This is a genomic window from Sporosarcina sp. P18a, assembly GCF_002743135.1.
Lineage (GTDB): Bacteria > Bacillota > Bacilli > Bacillales_A > Planococcaceae > Sporosarcina.
In genome coordinates, this window is sequence record NZ_PDYQ01000002.1 from 274,379 (window position 1) to 292,738 (window position 18,360).

At 44.3% G+C, this 18,360-nt stretch carries 21 protein-coding genes; all 21 read right to left on the reverse strand.

What is annotated here, in order from left to right; translation table 11 throughout:
- Positions 1 to 7: 7 nt before the first annotated feature.
- The 21 genes from atpA to rho all read right to left on the reverse strand — a co-directional run bounded on the left by atpA (position 8) and on the right by rho (position 18,259).
- Positions 8 to 1,519, reverse strand: a complete 1,512-nt coding sequence (atpA, locus tag CSV75_RS08805; protein WP_099631258.1) for a F0F1 ATP synthase subunit alpha — start codon at positions 1,517 to 1,519, stop codon at positions 8 to 10.
- 24 nt (positions 1,520 to 1,543) lie between these two features.
- Complete coding sequence (locus CSV75_RS08810; protein ID WP_099675549.1) at positions 1,544 to 2,080, reverse strand: F0F1 ATP synthase subunit delta; 537 nt, start codon at positions 2,078 to 2,080, stop codon at positions 1,544 to 1,546.
- On the reverse strand, positions 2,077 to 2,628 hold the full coding sequence (atpF, locus tag CSV75_RS08815; protein WP_369823639.1) for a F0F1 ATP synthase subunit B: 552 nt from the start codon (positions 2,626 to 2,628) through the stop codon (positions 2,077 to 2,079). Before atpF ends, CSV75_RS08810 begins: the two co-directional genes overlap by 4 nt.
- Before the next feature lie 146 nt (positions 2,629 to 2,774).
- Positions 2,775 to 2,987: a F0F1 ATP synthase subunit C gene (atpE, locus tag CSV75_RS08820; RefSeq protein ID WP_029053447.1), complete on the reverse strand. Its 213-nt coding sequence runs from the start codon at positions 2,985 to 2,987 to the stop codon at positions 2,775 to 2,777.
- Positions 2,988 to 3,057: 70 nt separating this feature from the next.
- A complete protein-coding gene (gene atpB / locus CSV75_RS08825) occupies positions 3,058 to 3,768 on the reverse strand; it encodes a F0F1 ATP synthase subunit A (protein ID WP_099631256.1) in 711 nt (236 codons plus the stop codon).
- Between the two features lie 32 nt (positions 3,769 to 3,800).
- Positions 3,801 to 4,169: an ATP synthase subunit I gene (locus tag CSV75_RS08830; protein WP_099631255.1), complete on the reverse strand. Its 369-nt coding sequence runs from the start codon at positions 4,167 to 4,169 to the stop codon at positions 3,801 to 3,803.
- 714 nt (positions 4,170 to 4,883) lie between these two features.
- Positions 4,884 to 6,002, reverse strand: a complete 1,119-nt coding sequence (gene wecB / locus CSV75_RS08835) for a non-hydrolyzing UDP-N-acetylglucosamine 2-epimerase (protein ID WP_099675550.1) — start codon at positions 6,000 to 6,002, stop codon at positions 4,884 to 4,886.
- 15 nt (positions 6,003 to 6,017) lie between these two features.
- Positions 6,018 to 6,647: a uracil phosphoribosyltransferase gene (gene upp / locus CSV75_RS08840; protein ID WP_099675551.1), complete on the reverse strand. Its 630-nt coding sequence runs from the start codon at positions 6,645 to 6,647 to the stop codon at positions 6,018 to 6,020.
- A 246-nt stretch (positions 6,648 to 6,893) separates the two neighbouring features.
- The gene (glyA, locus tag CSV75_RS08845) at positions 6,894 to 8,147 is read right to left on the reverse strand and encodes a serine hydroxymethyltransferase (protein ID WP_099675552.1); all 1,254 of its coding nucleotides are present in this window, start codon (positions 8,145 to 8,147) and stop codon (positions 6,894 to 6,896) included.
- 55 nt (positions 8,148 to 8,202) lie between these two features.
- A complete protein-coding gene (locus CSV75_RS08850) occupies positions 8,203 to 8,748 on the reverse strand; it encodes a TIGR01440 family protein (protein ID WP_199171332.1) in 546 nt (181 codons plus the stop codon).
- Positions 8,749 to 8,766: 18 nt separating this feature from the next.
- The gene (gene rpiB, locus CSV75_RS08855) at positions 8,767 to 9,207 is read right to left on the reverse strand and encodes a ribose 5-phosphate isomerase B (protein ID WP_099675553.1); all 441 of its coding nucleotides are present in this window, start codon (positions 9,205 to 9,207) and stop codon (positions 8,767 to 8,769) included.
- A 323-nt stretch (positions 9,208 to 9,530) separates the two neighbouring features.
- Positions 9,531 to 10,823: a methyl-accepting chemotaxis protein gene (locus CSV75_RS08860; RefSeq protein WP_099675554.1), complete on the reverse strand. Its 1,293-nt coding sequence runs from the start codon at positions 10,821 to 10,823 to the stop codon at positions 9,531 to 9,533.
- Entirely contained in the window at positions 10,820 to 11,266 is a 447-nt protein-coding gene (locus tag CSV75_RS08865; RefSeq protein ID WP_099675555.1) for a low molecular weight protein arginine phosphatase, read from the reverse strand. The genes CSV75_RS08860 and CSV75_RS08865 overlap by 4 nt, the downstream gene beginning before the upstream one ends.
- Before the next feature lie 55 nt (positions 11,267 to 11,321).
- Positions 11,322 to 11,825 carry a manganese efflux pump MntP gene (locus CSV75_RS08870; RefSeq protein WP_158231639.1) on the reverse strand — a complete coding sequence of 168 codons (504 nt, stop codon included), beginning with the start codon at positions 11,823 to 11,825 and terminating at the stop codon, positions 11,322 to 11,324.
- 79 nt (positions 11,826 to 11,904) lie between these two features.
- Positions 11,905 to 12,936, reverse strand: coding sequence for an L-threonylcarbamoyladenylate synthase (locus CSV75_RS08875; protein ID WP_199171333.1), 1,032 nt, complete (start codon positions 12,934 to 12,936; stop codon positions 11,905 to 11,907).
- Between the two features lie 60 nt (positions 12,937 to 12,996).
- On the reverse strand, positions 12,997 to 13,566 hold the full coding sequence (locus tag CSV75_RS08880; protein WP_099675557.1) for a stage II sporulation protein R: 570 nt from the start codon (positions 13,564 to 13,566) through the stop codon (positions 12,997 to 12,999).
- 47 nt (positions 13,567 to 13,613) lie between these two features.
- Positions 13,614 to 14,465, reverse strand: coding sequence for a peptide chain release factor N(5)-glutamine methyltransferase (gene prmC / locus CSV75_RS08885; RefSeq protein WP_099675558.1), 852 nt, complete (start codon positions 14,463 to 14,465; stop codon positions 13,614 to 13,616).
- A complete protein-coding gene (gene prfA, locus CSV75_RS08890; RefSeq protein ID WP_099631245.1) occupies positions 14,458 to 15,534 on the reverse strand; it encodes a peptide chain release factor 1 in 1,077 nt (358 codons plus the stop codon). Before prfA ends, prmC begins: the two co-directional genes overlap by 8 nt.
- 92 nt (positions 15,535 to 15,626) lie before the next feature.
- Complete coding sequence (locus tag CSV75_RS08895) at positions 15,627 to 16,223, reverse strand: thymidine kinase (RefSeq protein ID WP_099631244.1); 597 nt, start codon at positions 16,221 to 16,223, stop codon at positions 15,627 to 15,629.
- Positions 16,224 to 16,431: 208 nt separating this feature from the next.
- On the reverse strand, positions 16,432 to 16,647 hold the full coding sequence (gene rpmE / locus CSV75_RS08900) for a 50S ribosomal protein L31 (RefSeq protein ID WP_099631243.1): 216 nt from the start codon (positions 16,645 to 16,647) through the stop codon (positions 16,432 to 16,434).
- Positions 16,648 to 16,978: 331 nt separating this feature from the next.
- Positions 16,979 to 18,259, reverse strand: coding sequence for a transcription termination factor Rho (gene rho, locus CSV75_RS08905; RefSeq protein WP_099631242.1), 1,281 nt, complete (start codon positions 18,257 to 18,259; stop codon positions 16,979 to 16,981).
- Positions 18,260 to 18,360: the final 101 nt, after the last annotated feature.

Below are 18,360 nucleotides of genomic sequence, written 5' to 3' on the forward strand. Positions count from 1 at the left end.
AGGAAAATTAAGCTTCAGAAGTCACAAAGTTTTTCTTGAATTCGTTGAACGCTGCGCTCATTACGTCATCAGCTGGAAGATCTTTCGTTGTACGGATATGATCATACACTTCCGTATGGTTGGATTCTAACCAGCTAGTGATTTCACTTTCAAAACGCAATACGTCTCTTACTGGAATATCGTCGAGGTAACCGCGTGTCAGTGCATATAGACTGATTACTTGGTATTCGACTTTCAACGGCTTGTTCAAGTCCTGCTTCAAGATTTCAACTGTGCGGTGACCGCGGTCCAGTTTCGCTCTCGTAGTAGGGTCAAGATCCGAACCGAATTGTGAGAATGCTTCTAGTTCACGGAATGCTGCCAAGTCCAAACGAAGTGTACCGGCAACTTTCTTCATTGCTTTAATTTGCGCTGATCCACCAACACGGGATACGGAAAGACCGGCGTTGATCGCTGGGCGTACACCTGAGAAGAATAGGTCAGACTGCAAGAAGATTTGTCCGTCTGTAATAGAAATTACGTTTGTTGGGATATAAGCAGAGATATCTCCGGCTTGTGTCTCAACGAACGGCAATGCTGTAATAGATCCTGCTCCTAGTTCGTCATTCAACTTTGCAGCACGCTCAAGTAGGCGGCTGTGTAGATAGAAGACATCCCCTGGATATGCTTCACGACCTGGAGGACGACGAAGTAGCAAGGACAGTTCACGGTAAGCTGCTGCTTGTTTAGATAGATCATCATAAACGATTAGCACGTGCTTGCCTTCGAACATGAATTCTTCTGCCATCGAAATGCCTGTATATGGTGCCAAGAATAGCATTGGCGACGGGCTTGATGCAGATGCAGTAACGACGATTGTGTAATCGAGTGCACCGTTTCTGCGTAGAGTTTCAACAACTCCACGAACAGTAGATTCTTTTTGACCAATTGCAACATAGATACAGATCATGTCTTGGTCCGCTTGGTTTAGGATTGCGTCAATTGCAACAGTCGTTTTACCTGTTTGACGGTCACCGATGATTAATTCACGTTGTCCACGGCCGATCGGAACAAGAGCGTCAATCGCTTTGATTCCTGTTTGCAATGGTTCGTGGACTGATTTACGCGCCATAACCCCTTGTGCAGGGCTTTCGATAGGACGAGTTTTTGTTGTATTGATTGGACCTAGTCCATCAACCGGTTGTCCAAGTGAATTGACTACACGTCCGATCAATTCTTCTCCGACTGGTACTTCCATAATACGGCCTGTACGACGAACTTCATCGCCTTCTTTAATGTCTGTGTATGGCCCAAGGATAACGATACCTACGTTGTTCGCTTCCAAGTTTTGTGCCAGACCCATTACGCCGGTAGAGAACTCAAGAAGTTCCCCCGCCATGACATTGTCGAGGCCATGAGCAAGTGCGATACCGTCACCTACACGGATTACAGTACCTGTTTCACTTACTTCCATTTCAGACTGATAATTTTCGATCTGTTGTTTGATCAGACCGCTAATTTCCTCAGCTTTGATGCCCATGTATGTCACCCCTCTTAATTCAAATTAATTGATTAATTGACGTTCCAGACGCGCCAGCTTTGCACTGACACTACTGTCGTAAATTTGGTTGCCGATCTGAAGGCGAATGCCACCGATCAAGCTTGGATCAATAATGTTCTCGATATGCAATGATTGTTTTCCTACTTTGTGCGCAAAGGCAGTAGAGATAGCTGTACTTTCTTCAACTGAAAGCAAACGAGTAGAGTAGACTTTCGCTTCGGCAACTCCGGAAGCCTCGTTAGCGAGTTCCTGGAAGTCTTCGATTAGATTGCCTATTTCTTCAATACGGCCTGCATCGATCAACACATATAGTGTGTTCAATACAAGTTGGTTTGCTCCACTGAAAAGTTGCCCAATCAATTCTTTCTTCTTCTCAATAGAAAACTTTGGCGAAATTAATAACTCGTCAAATTGTTTTTCATCAGCGAATACTTTTTGTAATTCTTTTAGATCAGCTTGCACGGAAAGCGTTTGTTGCTTTTCCTGTGCTGCTTCAAATAATGCAACGGCATAGCGTTTTGCGATTACCGATTGGCTCATCGCCCTTCGCCTGCCTTCACAATCGTTTCTTCAATCAATGCGCGGTTGTCTTCCTCAGAAATTTCTTTCCCAAGAACCTTAGACGCAGCCAAGATAGAAAGAGATACGAATTCTTCGCGAACTGCTGCAACTGCTTTCTCTTTTTCAGTAGCAATTTCAAGAGTTGCAGATTCTTTCATACGGTTAGCTTCAGCGCGTGCAGCCATAATTAGCTCTTCACGTTGAGTATCACCTTGTTTCTTCGCATTCTCTACGATAGATTGTGCGCTTTCGCGTGCTTCTTTTAATAAAACACGTTGCTCTTCAAGAAGCTTTGCAGATTCTTGACGACTTGCTTCGGCTTGTTCGATCTCCGTAGCGATTAATTGCGCTCGTTGATCCATCACGCCCATTAACGGACCCCATGCAAACTTCTTTAGAAGTACCATGAGAATCGTGAAAAATACTACAGTGACGATAATGTCGCCTAAATTTAGACGTTGGTTTAAACTTGCTAAAAATCCTGCGTCAGCGTTTGCTGATAAGAGGACGAAGGTATCCAACACGATTGTTTCACTCCCTTCAAGAGCTCATGACTCTTTCGTTTCTTACTCTAATTGGAACATTCTATTATTCAGATCTATCAGTTGTTTAAATGTTGACATAAAGCAATGGCGAAGACCGAGACTGCATGCTTCGCCATATAACACAAATATTATTTGTTCATTACGATAAACGCGATAACAGTTGCGATGATTGGAAGTGCCTCAACCAATGCAACACCAATGAACATTGTTGTTTGTAGAACGCCACGTGCTTCTGGTTGACGAGCGATCCCTTCAACTGTCTTAGAAACGATTAAACCGTTACCGATACCTGCACCAAGTGCACCTAGACCAACTGCAATAGCTGCTGCTAATAAACCCATACCTGCCATTTTGTATTTCCTCCTAATATTCTTTGTGGTTTTGTTCCCTGATTACAGGGTAAATATATGTTTAGTGATCTGTGCTGACTTTGTGAGCCATATAGACCATCGTTAACATAACGAAGATAAATGCTTGGATCGCCCCGATGAATACCGAGAAACCGAGCCATGCAAGTGCTGGTATAACAGCTCCGGCAAGACCGAAGATGCTTGAAGCACCCAATGTTGCAAGTAAACCAATCAAGATTTCACCTGCGAAAATGTTACCGTAAAGACGAAGACCAAGTGTCAACGTGTTTGCGAATTCCTCAATGATCTTTAGTGGTGCCAAGAATGGAATTGGCTGGAAATATGATTTCAAGTACTTGCCCATTCCGAGCTGTTTCACACCATAGTAATGCGTTAACGCAACAACTGTAGCAGCGAGGGTTAACGTGATAACTGGATCGGCTGTCGGTGATTTCCACCAAAGTTGGTCATCCCATACGATTGCGAATGGAAGTCCAATCATATTTGCAACAAAGACAAACATGATCAAAGTGATGCCTAGTACGTGGAAGCGGCCTCCCGTTTTCCAGTCCATGTTATTTTTGATGATGCCTTTGACAAAGTCCATGACCCACTCCATGAAGTTTTGCATACCCGTAGGTTTCATTTGAAGCCGCCGTGTAGATGCAACTGCAATCAGGAAGACAATCAGACACGTTACAAACAACATCAGTATATTCGATGGGTTAAACCCGATTCCGAATAAAATAAACTGTGGATTTTCATGATTCACGTTTTTGTTCACCTCCCCTTGCTAGTAAAGTGTCATTGCTTCCAATGGAACAGCAGATGACCAGTAAACAGCAATGCATAGGGTATCATTAACCCGATTACCGTGCTGATCAGATCAAACTCCTCCGGCATAACGAGTGCAATGGCCGTAGCCCCTACACCTGATGCAAAACGTAAGCCCATACCTAATGACTTCGCTCGCTTCCCTTCATCGATAGAGCGGTCAAACCGTTCCATCCGTCGAACGAGAATCCAAAAGTTATACATACCGAAAAGTGAACCTAAGATGAGCCCAGCGAAGATTGTCCGGTAGTCCAAGAAGAACCAACCGAGCACGAACAATGCAAGCAAAAAAAAGAAACTCTTCTTCTGCTGTTTGAAAATTTCCTGCATACTTTGCATTGTTTATTCTCCCAATTCGTATTTTGGATTACAGCGTCTGAAGTGTTCAGTAATTCCCGACTTGTGTCGAGTGTTGAGTCTTTGTCGTTTTGATATTTTTCAACGACATAGATTCCTTGTGAAGAAATCTGGAAATTGTAAGTGAATCGCCTTTTCCGTCCACCAGGTGACGTTGCTATGTGCGACGTCGACAATGTGTTAGGAAGTAGCGCTTCCGAGTGAAGACTTGAAACCTACGAAACATGATTTCTGTACTCAATTTATGTATGAGTTCCTTATCAATCTTACCCTTTGTTAGCATACAATAGAGGGTTTTTTATGTCAATTGATTCAGGTGAATAAATTCACAATGTGTTCTCTTTGTCAAACATTCGACATATTTGTTTTCTGTCTTTATATGGTGGTTTTACCGTTTTTTCTAGAGTGGAATATTGCTAGTGTTTTTATATTGAAATGTTCTGGGGTACATGGGTTTATTACTATGAAATGCTGACGGGGTGTCGGGGGTAGGGATTGGCGCTTCGGAGGGGACACTTTCCCATGGGCCCGCGCGCCAATCCCTTGCAGTGAAAGTGGGTGGTACTTTTCTTAGTTCATTGAAGTTAGATTTGTGGTTGAGTTGGAAGGTGAAGGTAACAACCCCTCCCCTCTCTTAACAACTATATTTGCAAACAACAAAAAACAGCAGATGAAAGTTCTCTGCTGTTTTAAGTCTTATAGTGAATGTAAATATTTGAGTAGGGACTCTACTATTCGTGCTGATGCGTGGCCATCGCCATATGGGTTGTGGGCCTTGGACATTTTTTCGTATTCCGCATCATCGGATAACAGTGCGTCGGATAGTTGGAAGATGTTTTCTTCTTCTGTTCCCGCTAAACGCAGTGTCCCCGCATCGATACCTTCTGGGCGCTCGGTTGTATCCCGCAAAACAATGACAGGTTTTCCAAGCGAAGGTGCTTCTTCTTGGATACCGCCTGAATCTGTGAGGATGATGTGCGAACGCGCTGCGAAGTTATGGAAGTCCAACACTTCAAGCGGCTCGATCAGATGAATGCGGTCGTTGTCGCCTAGCAGTTCATCCGCCACTTCACGTACAGCTGGATTCATGTGTACCGGATAGATCACTTGAATATCATCGTGTTTGTCGAGCAAACGATTGATTGCACGGAACATATTGCGCATTGGTTCACCGAGGTTTTCACGTCGGTGTGCTGTCAATAGCACCAAACGATCGTCTCCAAGCTGATCGAAAATCGGATGATGGTATTCCGGATCTACCGTCGTTTTCAACGCGTCGATTGCCGTGTTGCCTGTGACATAGATGCGCTCTTTGTTTTTACCTTCATCTAGTAAATTTTGCGCTGATTTCTCAGTTGGTGAAAAATGAAGATCCGCAATAACGCCCGTCAGTTGGCGATTCATTTCTTCAGGATACGGTGAAAACTTATTCCACGTACGTAATCCTGCTTCAACGTGACCAACCGAAATTTGATTATAGAACGCAGCTAGACTCCCGATAAACGTCGTCGATGTATCACCATGGACAAGCACGATATCCGGTTGCGCTTCTTTCATTACTTTGTCCAAACCTTCAAGGCCGCGTGTTGCCACATCGATGAGTGTTTGACGGTCTTTCATAATATTCAAATCATAGTCTGGTGTGATGTCAAAAGTTTCCAGCACTTGGTCCAGCATTTGACGATGCTGCGCAGTGACTGTCACGATGGATTCGATTTCATCAGGGTGCTTTTCTAGTTCAAGAACAAGCGGCGCCATTTTAATAGCTTCCGGCCTCGTACCGAATATCGTCATCACTTTCCATTTCTTAGTCAATGAATGATCCCTCCATTATTTCGTGCCGAACAAACGGTCACCCGCGTCACCTAGTCCAGGGACGATATAGCCGTGTTCGTCCAGCTTTTCGTCAAGTGCTGCAATATACACGTCCACGTCCGGATGAGCTTTCGTCAGCACTTCGACGCCTTCAGGAGCAGCGACTAAACACATAAATTTAATGTTCACTGCGCCACGCTTTTTCATCGAATTGATCGCTTCGACCGCCGTTCCCCCTGTCGCAAGCATCGGATCCACTACGATGAATTCGCGCTCCGCCACGTCAGAAGGTAACTTTACAAAGTATTCAACAGGCTTTAAAGTTTCTGGGTCGCGGAATAATCCAACATGTCCCACTTTTGCAGCCGGAATTAAATCGATAATGCCGTCTACCATGCCAATTCCCGCACGTAAAATCGGAACAATCCCCAATTTCTTCCCTGCCAAGATATGAGATTTAGCTTCGCAGACAGGTGTTTGAATCGTAATTTCCTGCGTTGGAAGATCCCGTGTAATTTCAAACGCCATAAGTGTGGCTAATTCGTTCACAAGCTCGCGAAATTCTTTCGTTCCTGTATCGGCCTTTCGTATAAACGTCAGTTTGTGCTGAATTAATGGATGATCAAATACATGTACTTTTCCCATTGGTATCGCTCCTTTTCGGAATATCTTGTACATTATAACAGAAATCGATCGTCAAGCGCAGTGAACTTGTGTGATTTGTCGTAATGAAAATAATGTGAGGAGGATATTTAATTTTATGAAGATTTATATTTCTTTGGGGATCGCTCTATAAACCGGGCCAACCGCTCTATAACCCCCAACAATCGCTCATAAACAGCCGCCACCACATAAAAAAACGCCTGACACAAGGTCAAGGCGTTAGTTTTCTTACTTATATAGAGGATGCTGATCCGTTAGAGCTGTAACAGCTTTGCGTGCTTCGTCTTTTGCTGATGGGTCTTCGTGGTTTTTTAATAATGTTGCGATGATACGTCCCACTTCCACCATATCTTCTTCAACGAAACCACGAGTGGTAACAGCCGGTGTACCGATGCGTATACCAGAAGTGATGAATGGACCTTCTGTATCGAATGGTACGGTGTTTTTATTTACTGTAATACCGATCTCGTCCAATACATGCTCTGCTACTTTACCTGTTAGGTCAAGTGATTTTAGCTTCACAAGTACAATGTGGTTGTCTGTGCCGCCAGAAACGACGTCGATACCTTCTGATTGTAGTTTTTCAGCCAATGCTACAGCGTTTTTCTTCACTTGTTGTGCATATTCTTTGAATGAAGGATCCAATACTTCTTTGAACGCTACCGCTTTTGCAGCGATGACATGCATTAAAGGACCACCTTGAACGCCTGGGAATACGGTTTTGTCAATTTTTTTGCCAAATTCTTCAGCTGTTTCTTCATTTAATAAAATGATACCGCCACGTGGTCCGCGCAATGTTTTATGCGTTGTGGATGTCACGAAGTGTGCGTGTGGAACTGGGTTTTGATGCTCACCTACTGCGACTAGACCCGCGATGTGTGCCATATCTACCATCAAGTATGCGCCGACTTCATCCGCAATTTCACGGAATTTCGCGAAGTCAATTGCGCGTGGATATGCACTTGCACCCGCAACGATCATTTTTGGCTTGTGCTCAAGCGCTTTTTGACGAACGTCTTCATAGTCGATTACTTCTTCTTCTTTTGTTACACCGTAATCTACGAAATTATAAAGTTTTCCTGAGAAGTTAACTGGTGAACCGTGTGTTAAGTGGCCGCCGTGGGAAAGGTTCATCCCAAGAACAGTATCGCCCGGCTCAAGTGCTGTGAAATACACAGCCATGTTGGCTTGTGCGCCAGAGTGTGGCTGTACGTTTGCATATGCCGCGCCGAAAATTTCTTTAACGCGATCGCGTGCAATGTTTTCGACTACGTCTACGTGCTCACATCCGCCGTAGTAACGCTTGCCTGGATATCCTTCAGCATATTTATTCGTCAAGTATGATCCTTGTGCTTCCATTACTGCTTCCGTTACGAAGTTTTCAGATGCGATTAATTCGATATTCGAGTTTTGACGGTTCTTCTCAGCCATGATTGCTTCATAAACTGCTTCATCATTGCGTTGTACATTGCTTAAGTCCATTGGATAGTATCCCCTTTTTTCTGATAGTTTTATATTTTCTTGTATTGTACACGGTTTATTCGTATTTCGCACGACTTCCGCCAATTAATTTTGGACGAGTGGTCGCAAGTGTGATGACCGCTTCACCGATTTTATCAATCGACGTGCGGATCGGTACTACAACCGGCTTCATTTGCATGCCAATTAACGTTTGTCCGATGTCGATACCGGCATTTGCTTGCACCGATTCTACTACGACGGGATCGCTAAATTGCTTGTATGCATAGGTAGACATCGAGCCACCCGCCTTAAAAACGGGCACGACGGATACAGGTTCCAAATGAAATTGCTGCGCCGTCTTGCGTTCCAATGTGATGGCACGGTTGATATGCTCGCAGCCTTGGAAAGCTAAATGTACATGGTATTTATCCGCGAACGCTTGGAGCGGTGCGAATAAAGCCTCTCCTATTTCAAGTGCGCCGTTCGTGCCGATGCGCGCACCTGCCACTTCAGAAGTAGAGCAGCCGACGACGAAAATCGTCCCTTCGGCAGGTGGTGCTTGTTCGGCAAATTCGGTCAATGCTTGTTCTAGCTGCAGTTTCCATAATTGAATGGCATCCACTTGTTCCACCTGCTTTCTTTAGTTCTTTTCAAGTTCCATCATTTTATTTATGCGGCGCTCATGACGGCCGCCTTCAAATTCTGTTTCAAGCCAAGTGCTAACGATTTCCCGTGCCAGCCCTGGTCCAATAACGCGTTCCCCCATTGCTAACATGTTGGAATCATTATGTTCGCGTGTTGCTTTAGCGCTAAATACATCATGAACGAGCGCGCAACGGATTCCTTTGATTTTATTGGCGGAAATGGACATGCCGATTCCTGTGCCGCAAATCAAGATTCCGCGGTCTACTTTCCCCGCTACGACGTCATTCGCTACGGGTACCGCATAGTCCGGATAATCGACGGAAGTGTCGGCATCTGGTCCGTAGTCGATATATTCTATGTCGAGTTCGGTTAATAGATTGGTGATCTCTTTTCGGAGATTGTTGCCTCCGTGGTCTGAAGAAATTGCAACTTTCACTGCGCACCCTCATTTCTATTTTTACTTATCGCTTATTCTATCATTGTTCAATAAAAAAATCATCGGTTTTACTGTACTCTTTTTGAAATTTTCATTTTGAAACGTTGAAGTTTTGTCATAAAGACGAATGTTGTATGAATAAAACGAAATCATCGTACGTGTTTTGGAACTACAAAGTCGTATTCACCTCGTTGCAAGAAGAAGATCAGGCGCTTAATTCGGAATTTTCGACCTATCGAATCTGCGCGAGTACCTTGACCCTCGCTTCACAAATAAAAAAAAACGATCCAGAGTGTAAAACACCTCAGCATCGTCATGATTTATTACACGGGCGTTCGGTCGAACTTCCGGATCACTTTGTACAACTCTTCCGATTGCTCCTTCAGCTCCAACGCCTTATTTTTCGTTTGATCTATAGACGCTACCTGCTCTTCCGTGGCCGCGCGAACTTCTTCTGCTCCCGCTGAAGTATGCTCTGCAATCGTCGCTACTTCTAGCGACTGCTTGGCCGTTAGCTCGATTGTCTGCATTTGGTTACTAACGATTTGGCCAATTTCTTCTACATAATGCGCCATCGTCTGAATGGTGGCGGTCATCGTTTCAACGTTTTCATTTGTTTTCGTCGCACGTTCGGCCTCAGTGGATGCCGTTTCTACTTGTTGCTTCATTTCCGCTACGACTTGTTTGACGTCAGATTGGATCGTTTGAACAAGTCCGGAAATCATCTGGACGGCATTTGCACTTTCATCCGCTAAGTTACGAACTTCTTCTGCCACGACAGCGAAGCCTTTACCATGCTCTCCTGCCCGCGCCGCTTCTATAGAAGCATTTAGCGCCAGTAAGTTTGTCTGCCCCGCGATGTTGCCGACAAGTTCCACGATTTCGCTGATCTTATGCGCATTTTCATCTAGTACTTGTATCGTTTCCAATGAATGCTCGCTTTGATTGCTCATTTGATGAATCCCCGCTAATACCGATTGGAAAATTTCCGTTGTCGCGTGTAATTCTTTTAACATCACTTTAGATTGCTCGGATGATTGTCCCGCTCGATGATTGACTTCCACGGCCAGTTGACGAATATCTTCAATCGCATTGACCGTTTCCCGAATCGACTCCGATGTGTTTTCTGCACCATTGGAAATTTCTCCAATAGTGCGTGCAATGGCATCGGATTGGCCGGACGCAGCGCTTGTCTCATTCGTCAATTCATCGACAGATTGGGCAGTAGCTTGAAAGTTGGATTCAATTTGTTCAATAATGCTGCGTAAATTGACGACCACTTGCTGGAATGCTTTGGAAACGGAATGAATTTCATCCGATGAGTTCGGCAACTGAATGTCCGCACCGATTTTCCCATCCGCCACCTTCATAGCGGCAGTTTCCAAACGTTGCAACGGCTTGGTCAAAATGGTACTAAACATGGCCGCTAAAATACCCGACCACATAATGCCCATCGCATATGTAAGCAGTTGAAAAACGAATGGCCGTACATTTGGAAAGAAAGTTGGCTGTACCCAGTTAATGAATACAGCACTTGTCGTATACGTAATGATTGCAAGAATCACAATAAATAAGACGAGTTTCGCTCGTAGTCCTACTTTTTTCGGTTCATTCATAAGTTCCCCTCCGCTTGTTGTCGGATGACGGAGTTAATGAGTTGAGTCAGCTCATGAAATGTGGTGCGGTAGGTTTCCAAATCACCACCATATGGATCATGCACATCAAGACCTGTCATTGTACCCGCGTATTCTTTTAACGTAAACACTTTTTCTTTCATTGCAGGATAACGACTGTGCAGGAAATCTCGATGATTCGCTGTCATCGTTAAAACAATATCCGCCCACTCCATATCAGCAGACTTGACTTCATTAGAATATGGAGTAAAAGGGATTTTTTCTTCCGTCAGCAACTGTGCGGAGTTCGCGGAAATCGGCAAGCCATCCATCGCATGAATACCTGCTGATTTCGCGGTAATACCTGGCACATTGGCATGATTGACTAACGCTTCTGCCAAAGGACTTCTACATGTGTTGCCTGTACAAATAAAATAAATATTCATTTTCTTCACCTACTTTACAGAATAACGGATTTATGAGAGAAAAGATACACTATTTTTAATAAATAAAGGACAATACACCCATACATATGAATACGATACCTGCCAACCTTCGAATAAATGTCCCATTAATTACACGCAGACGTCCTGCGGATAACAAAGCAATAGCCGAAAACGTAAAAGAAAAGAAGCCCGATACGAAAATAAACAGCCATTTATTCAGCTGCATCATACCGAATGTCACACTCACCCCGAATGCATCCACGCTGACGATCAGCGCTAAGAAAAACGGGGAGATTTTATTGACCACTGACGGTTCATCGCTGTCCGAGAGAAGAATGTGAAGTCCGATGAGTGAAAGCAGTACACTCGAAAGTGCATGGCCCCATCCTGCGAAATAGATCATCGCCCATTCCCCTGCGTAGAAACCGATAAGTGGCAGCAACATATTCAGTATAGTAGTCCACAGCAAGATCATCAATCGACCCCGCCGCAGTTGGAGAAATGTATAGACGATTAGAATATCGATCGTTGTAACGATAGCCGCTATGATTTCTATCAAAAAATAAGCCCCCTCGCAAGTCTCGCATCTACTCATCCTATGCGGTTGCTGAAGGAGGCTATTCATCATTAGCGAAATGTTATTCGGTGAAACGCTTGCCGTCTGATGCTTTATCTAGACGATTCATAAACGCTGCACCGATACCCGAATGATCAGTCTCAACGGCAAGAATCATATCTGCCTCTGTATTGTCGCATTGACGAATCGCTTTATAAAGACTTGATGCCATCGCTTCACGATTATGGATGGAGCCTGTGGAAAAGTACCAATCCGCTTGTTCTGTGTATAACTCATCCGGTCCGATGATTGCGACACGTTTATTTTGTTGATGAATGGTCTTTAGCGCATGGGCAATAGAATTCGCATTCGGCTCGATGATCAACAGCGGTGCTTCAGGTGCGTAATGGACATATTTCATCCCCGGCGCACGTGGTGTTGACGTTTGATCTGCAGGTAACGCAGCCATATGGACTGGGCCAATCAAATCCTCCAACTGCTCTTTCGTAATACCGCCCGGACGCAAAATGACAGGCGGTGTAACTGTGATATCCAAAATGGTGGATTCAAGGCCTACCCCTGTCTCTCCACCATCCAAAATCAACGGAACTCTACCAATTAAATCATGAAAGACATGATCCGCTTCCGTCGGGCTTGGCTTGCCGCTACGATTTGCACTCGGTGCTGCTAACGGCTGGTCTAATTTGCGCAGTAAGGCCAATGCTATCGGGTGATCCGGCATGCGGATGGCTACTGTACTAAGTCCAGCCGTGACGACATCTGCAATGACCCCAGGCTTTTTCTTCATAATTAACGTCAATGGTCCTGGCCAAAATGCTTTCATTAATATGTTTGCAATTTCTGGGATATCGGTTGCGTATTTTTCAATGTCTGACTGGTTCCCAATATGTACGATCAGCGGATTATCTGAAGGTCTTCCTTTCGCTTCGAAGATCCGCTGTACTGCTTGCTCATCAGTCGCAATGGCTCCCAATCCGTAAACTGTTTCAGTCGGAAAGGCAACAATCCCCCCGGAATTCAGGATATCCACAGCTTGTTCATAGATTCTATCGTTATCCACTAGGTTATCCACTATTTCCCGCATAGTGTCCACTTGCTCAACCCCTCTTTATACACATTTTATCTATCTTATCCACAATAAATGTGAATATGTTCATTTGAACAGCGACTTTATCCACTCCCAAACGAAGAATGTAACAGGTTCTTGTTCTTCTGTTTCACTCACTGTCGCTTCTTCAGGGAAGCAAACATTCGGAAACAATGAACACCACCAATTATCGCCCCGACCCGCTCCGATTTTCACAACATAGGCATCGTAAACGTCTTGCGGCTGAATGAAATACCCTACCCGTTTCGGCGGAATCACTGCGGCACTGTGCTCAAGCGTTACATGCGCGCCATTCACTTCTGCTTTCGCGATTGCAAGAAGCGTTGGCTCTAACATTTGAAGTTTATCATTGACTTGCTCCACGTTCGTCGATTGATTGATCGCCTGCTCAAGTAATGGCGCAATTTTTTCTTGCACATCTCGTTTCACTTGTTGATCTTCCACAGTATTAGAGTTTGCGAGAATACGAAATTGCGTCGCTTCACTTGTAGCTGCCTGCTGACCAAATACAAGCAACACCGCTTGAATAGTAAGTAATATAAGTACAAATTCTATAAACGCCAATAGTTTCGAAGTTTGATTCGGTTGTTGGTTAATCGGATAATCTTGTAACATGTCATCCCCTCCTGCACTCTATCTTGACCCGTAGGAGGAGATTTTATTCATCGAATCTCACAAAATATCATTCGATCTTTTTTATTGATATCCTGAACGATTTCTACTGTCGCTTCCGGAAAGGATTTTTGTAAGTATTCTTGTACAATAGCTCCTTGCTGATAGCCGATTTCAAAACCGATGAGCGCGGGATGATTCATCAGAGGCGACAATTTTTCCGCTAGTCTGCGATAAAAATAGAGACCTTCCTCTTTGGCGAACAGCGCAGTTTGCGGTTCGAAATCGTAAACAGTTGGTGACATAACAGATTTTTCATGATCCGCGATGTACGGCGGATTGGATAGGATGATATCCCATTTTTGCGATTTCAACGGTTCTTCCATATCCCCTTGCAAAAAAGTGATATCTGCATCATTGCGCTCAGCATTGCGTTCTGCGACTTCAAGCGCCGCTTCACTGAAATCAGTGGCAGTTACTTTTGCAGTCGGTCGTTCCTTTTTGAAGGCGACAGCAATCGCCCCACTTCCCGTTCCAATATCCGCCACTTGAATGACTCGATCTCCGAATAATTGGTTCGCTCGTTGCAATGCATAATGGACGAGTTCTTCCGTTTCAGGACGTGGAATCAGGACGTGTTCATTGACCTCAAATAAATAGCCGTAAAATGACTCTTCACCGAGAATATATTGAATGGGTTTACCGGTCAATAATTCCGTGATGATTGCCCAGAATTGTGAAGACGTTTCGACCGAAATATGTTCACGAAAACTGGCTAAATAATTAGCCTGACTCATTCCTGCGACAAAACGCATCGCCATTTCAGCTGCATGCGTGTCCATTTCGCGTTCCTGCAATAATTGCTGCGCTTGTTGCACAGACTCAAGCACAGTCTTAGTCATTGCGATCCAAACTTTCCAAGCGGTGTGCTTGTTCTTCAATAATCAACGCATCGATTACTTCATCCAATTTCCCTTCAATAATCTGATCGAGTTTTTGAATGGTCAAACCGATTCGATGGTCAGTCACACGATTTTGCGGGAAGTTGTATGTGCGAATACGCTCTGAACGATCCCCTGATCCAACGGCAGTTTTCCGTTTTTCATCGTATTCGGCTTGCACTTCTTGCATAAACTTATCGTAGACACGCGCACGCAAGACTTTCATCGCTTTTTCTTTATTTTTAATTTGAGATTTTTCGTCTTGAATCGATACTGTCGTACCCGTCGGCAAATGCGTAAGGCGCACTGCAGACATGGTCGTGTTGACGGATTGTCCACCCGGCCCCGATGAAGCGAATGTATCGGTACGGATATCTTTATCATGAATTTCAATTTCTACTTCTTCTGCTTCAGGCAAGCACGCAACGGTAGCAGTCGACGTATGTGTTCGCCCACCCGATTCCGTTTCCGGTACACGTTGCACGCGGTGCGCTCCATTTTCGTACTTTAACTTGGAATAGGCACCTTTGCCATCGATCATGAAGATAATTTCTTTAAAACCGCCAAGTTCAGTCGGTGATGAATCGATGACTTCTACTTTCCAATGATTCATTTCCGCGTAGCGTGTATACATACGATATAAACTACTAGCAAATAATGCTGCTTCGTCTCCACCTGCAGCGCCACGGATTTCCATGATGACACTTTTATTGTCATTTGGATCTTTCGGAATCAGCAATACTTTTAATTGTTCTTCAAGAGACTCGATACGGTCTTCGAGTTCATCCATTTCCATTTTGACTAATTCTTTCATTTCGTCATCAAGTGGCTCATCTTGCATTTCTTTCGCATCGTTATATTGAGTGTAAACATTTTTGTATTCACGGTATACTTCGACCGTGTCTTGTAAATCAGATTGTTCTTTCGAATAGTTCCGTAATTTATCCAGATCATTGACGATTTCCGGGTCACTAAGTAATTCATTGAGTCGATCATAACGGTCTTCCACTGCCTGCAGTCTATCGAACATAGTTGGTTCACCTCTTCTGAAATTATGGGGTATATACTAGTATATAGCAGAACCGTCTATCCTTTGTTGCTTAAGGATAGACGGAAATATGTTTATTTTACATGTTGCGCACGACTAACGGGCACTTCGTGGTGCTTGCGGCAACGTGGTTCGTATGCTTCGGATGCACCGACAAGAATGATTGGATCATCTTGGCATGCGGGTTGTCCATCTATTAATCGTTGCGTTCGGCTCGAAGGCGATCCACAAACGGTACAGACCGCTTGGAGTTTTGTCACCAGTTCGGCCACTGCCATTAATTCTGGCATCGGTCCGAACGGTTCGCCTCTGAAGTCTTGATCGAGTCCTGCAATGATCACGCGAAATCCGCGATCAGCGAGTGTGATCGCGACCTCAATAATATCTTGGTCGAAAAATTGAGCTTCATCAATGGCGACCACATCGAAATCATCTGACACGAGGTTCGGTATTTCACTCGCCTTGGAAATAGGATTAGCGATAGTGGATGCACCGTCGTGGCTGACAATTGCTTCCTCGCTATACCGATCATCAATTGCCGGTTTGAATACCGCAATCTTTTGTTTGGCAAATTCTGCCCGGCGAATGCGGCGAATGAGTTCCTCCGATTTACCTGAAAACATACTGCCGCAGATGACTTCCATCCAGCCGCCTTGCATTGAAACGTACATGGTCAATCCCCTTTCGATGTTGTGCTTATGTATATGTGGTGATGATGCGATAGAATGGTTAACGTGCGACTATGAGCGGGTGGACATACAGATTGAGCACTTACGCAAAAAAGTTCAGCATTAGCTCCTCTACAATCGCGGAACTACGCAATAAATTAATAAAAATACCCGTCTGGCATGATTGCACCTGACGGGTATCTGGCTTTTATTACTCTTGTCCTTCTGACTTGATGCCGTATTTTTTGTTGAAACGGTCAACTCGTCCATCTGCAGTAGCAAACTTCTGACGGCCAGTATAGAATGGGTGACATTCTGAGCATACTTCCACTCGAATATCTTCTTTTACAGAACCTGTTTCAAATGTATTGCCACATGAGCAAGTTACTGTTGAAAGTTTGTAATTGGGATGAATTCCTGCTTTCATCGATATCTCTCCTTTCGCCCTGAACCATCTGGAACAGAGTGTGAAATTATGGATGTTTTATTAACCAGTTGTCAATAAAACGATCGATGCCGTACACGACCCGTGTTTGTCAGCCGTATATGCGGTGTACAGAAATACTGTACTTGATTAGTATAGCAAAATCCGCTACGTTGTGCAACTGTTTGATTTGGATATTTAATGGGATTGGCGGACTTGGTTATGGGTTGGATTACCGCTATAGCTGCAATCTTTACTTAGTAAGTACGCACATCAATCATTTACATTTAATTAAGAACAAAACAAGAAAATCCAAACCCTAAATCTTAGTAAATCAGATAAGTCCTTTACCTTTTTTCGCTTTCATTTCTTCGTTAAGCTTATTGAAAAATTCTTCATTGGTTTCAGACTGGCTCAATTTTTTCATGAAGCGTTCGGTGAAGTCGTGGGAATCTGAAAATGTCTTTCTGATGGCCCACAGTTTTTCCAAGTTGTCTTTCGGAATGAGTAGTTCTTCTTTTCGCGTGCCCGAGCGACGGATGTCGAGTGCCGGGAAAATTCTGCGTTCGGCTAGGTTGCGGTCTAGGTGTAGCTCCATGTTGCCGGTTCCTTTGAATTCTTCGTAGATGACTTCGTCCATGCGCGAGCCGGTTTCGACTAGGGCTGTTGCAAGGATGGTTAAGCTCCCGCCTTCTTCGATGTTACGTGCAGCACCAAAGAATCTTTTTGGTCGATGGAAGGCCGCTGGGTCGATTCCTCCGGACAGTGTTCGGCCGCTCGGTGGGATGACTAGGTTGAATGCGCGTGCTAGCCGTGTGATGGAGTCCATTAAGATAATGACGTCACGTTTACTTTCGACAAGACGCATTGCGCGTTCGAGAACGAGTTCTGCCACTTTGACGTGGTTTTGTGGCACTTCATCGAATGTGGAACTGACTACGTCTGCTTTAACAGAACGTTCGATGTCCGTTACTTCTTCTGGACGTTCGTCGATCAGTAGTACAATGAGTTCCGCGTCAGGATGGTTTGTTGTGATTGAATTGGCGATTTCTTTCAACAACATCGTTTTTCCGGCTTTCGGGGGAGCGACGATTAATCCACGCTGACCAAATCCGACTGGAGAGACAAGGTCCATGATGCGTGTGGAAACATTGTTCTTTGATGTTTCCAAATTAATTTGACGGTCTGGATACAAAGGTGTTAATGCCGGGAAATGAACGCGTTCGCGTGCGACTTCTGGATTTTGCCCGTTGACTGCTTCCACTTGTAGTAAACCATAGAAACGTTCGTTTTCTTTTGGTGGACGGACTTTACCTGTTACTTTGTCACCGTTACGTAGATCAAAACGACGGATTTGAGATGCGGAGATGTAGATATCTTCCGAACTGGATGAGTAATTAATAGGACGTAGGAATCCGTATCCTTCCGTTTGAATAATTTCGAGGACGCCTTCCATGAAGAAGAAACCTTCTTGTTCAGCGCGAGATTTTAATATAGCGAAGACCAATTCTTTCTTTGTCAGTTTGCTATAGTTGGTAATCTTAAACTGCTTCGCCAGAGAGTAAAGCTCTTTGAGCGTCATATTCTCGAGGTCCGCGAGGGTAATCATTGTCATCTATGCGTACACCACTCTTCATTTATTGTATAGAAAATTTGGCACAGTAAATAGAAAGGAGAGTACGTAATGTACTTCCTTTCCTTCAGTAGCCGGACATT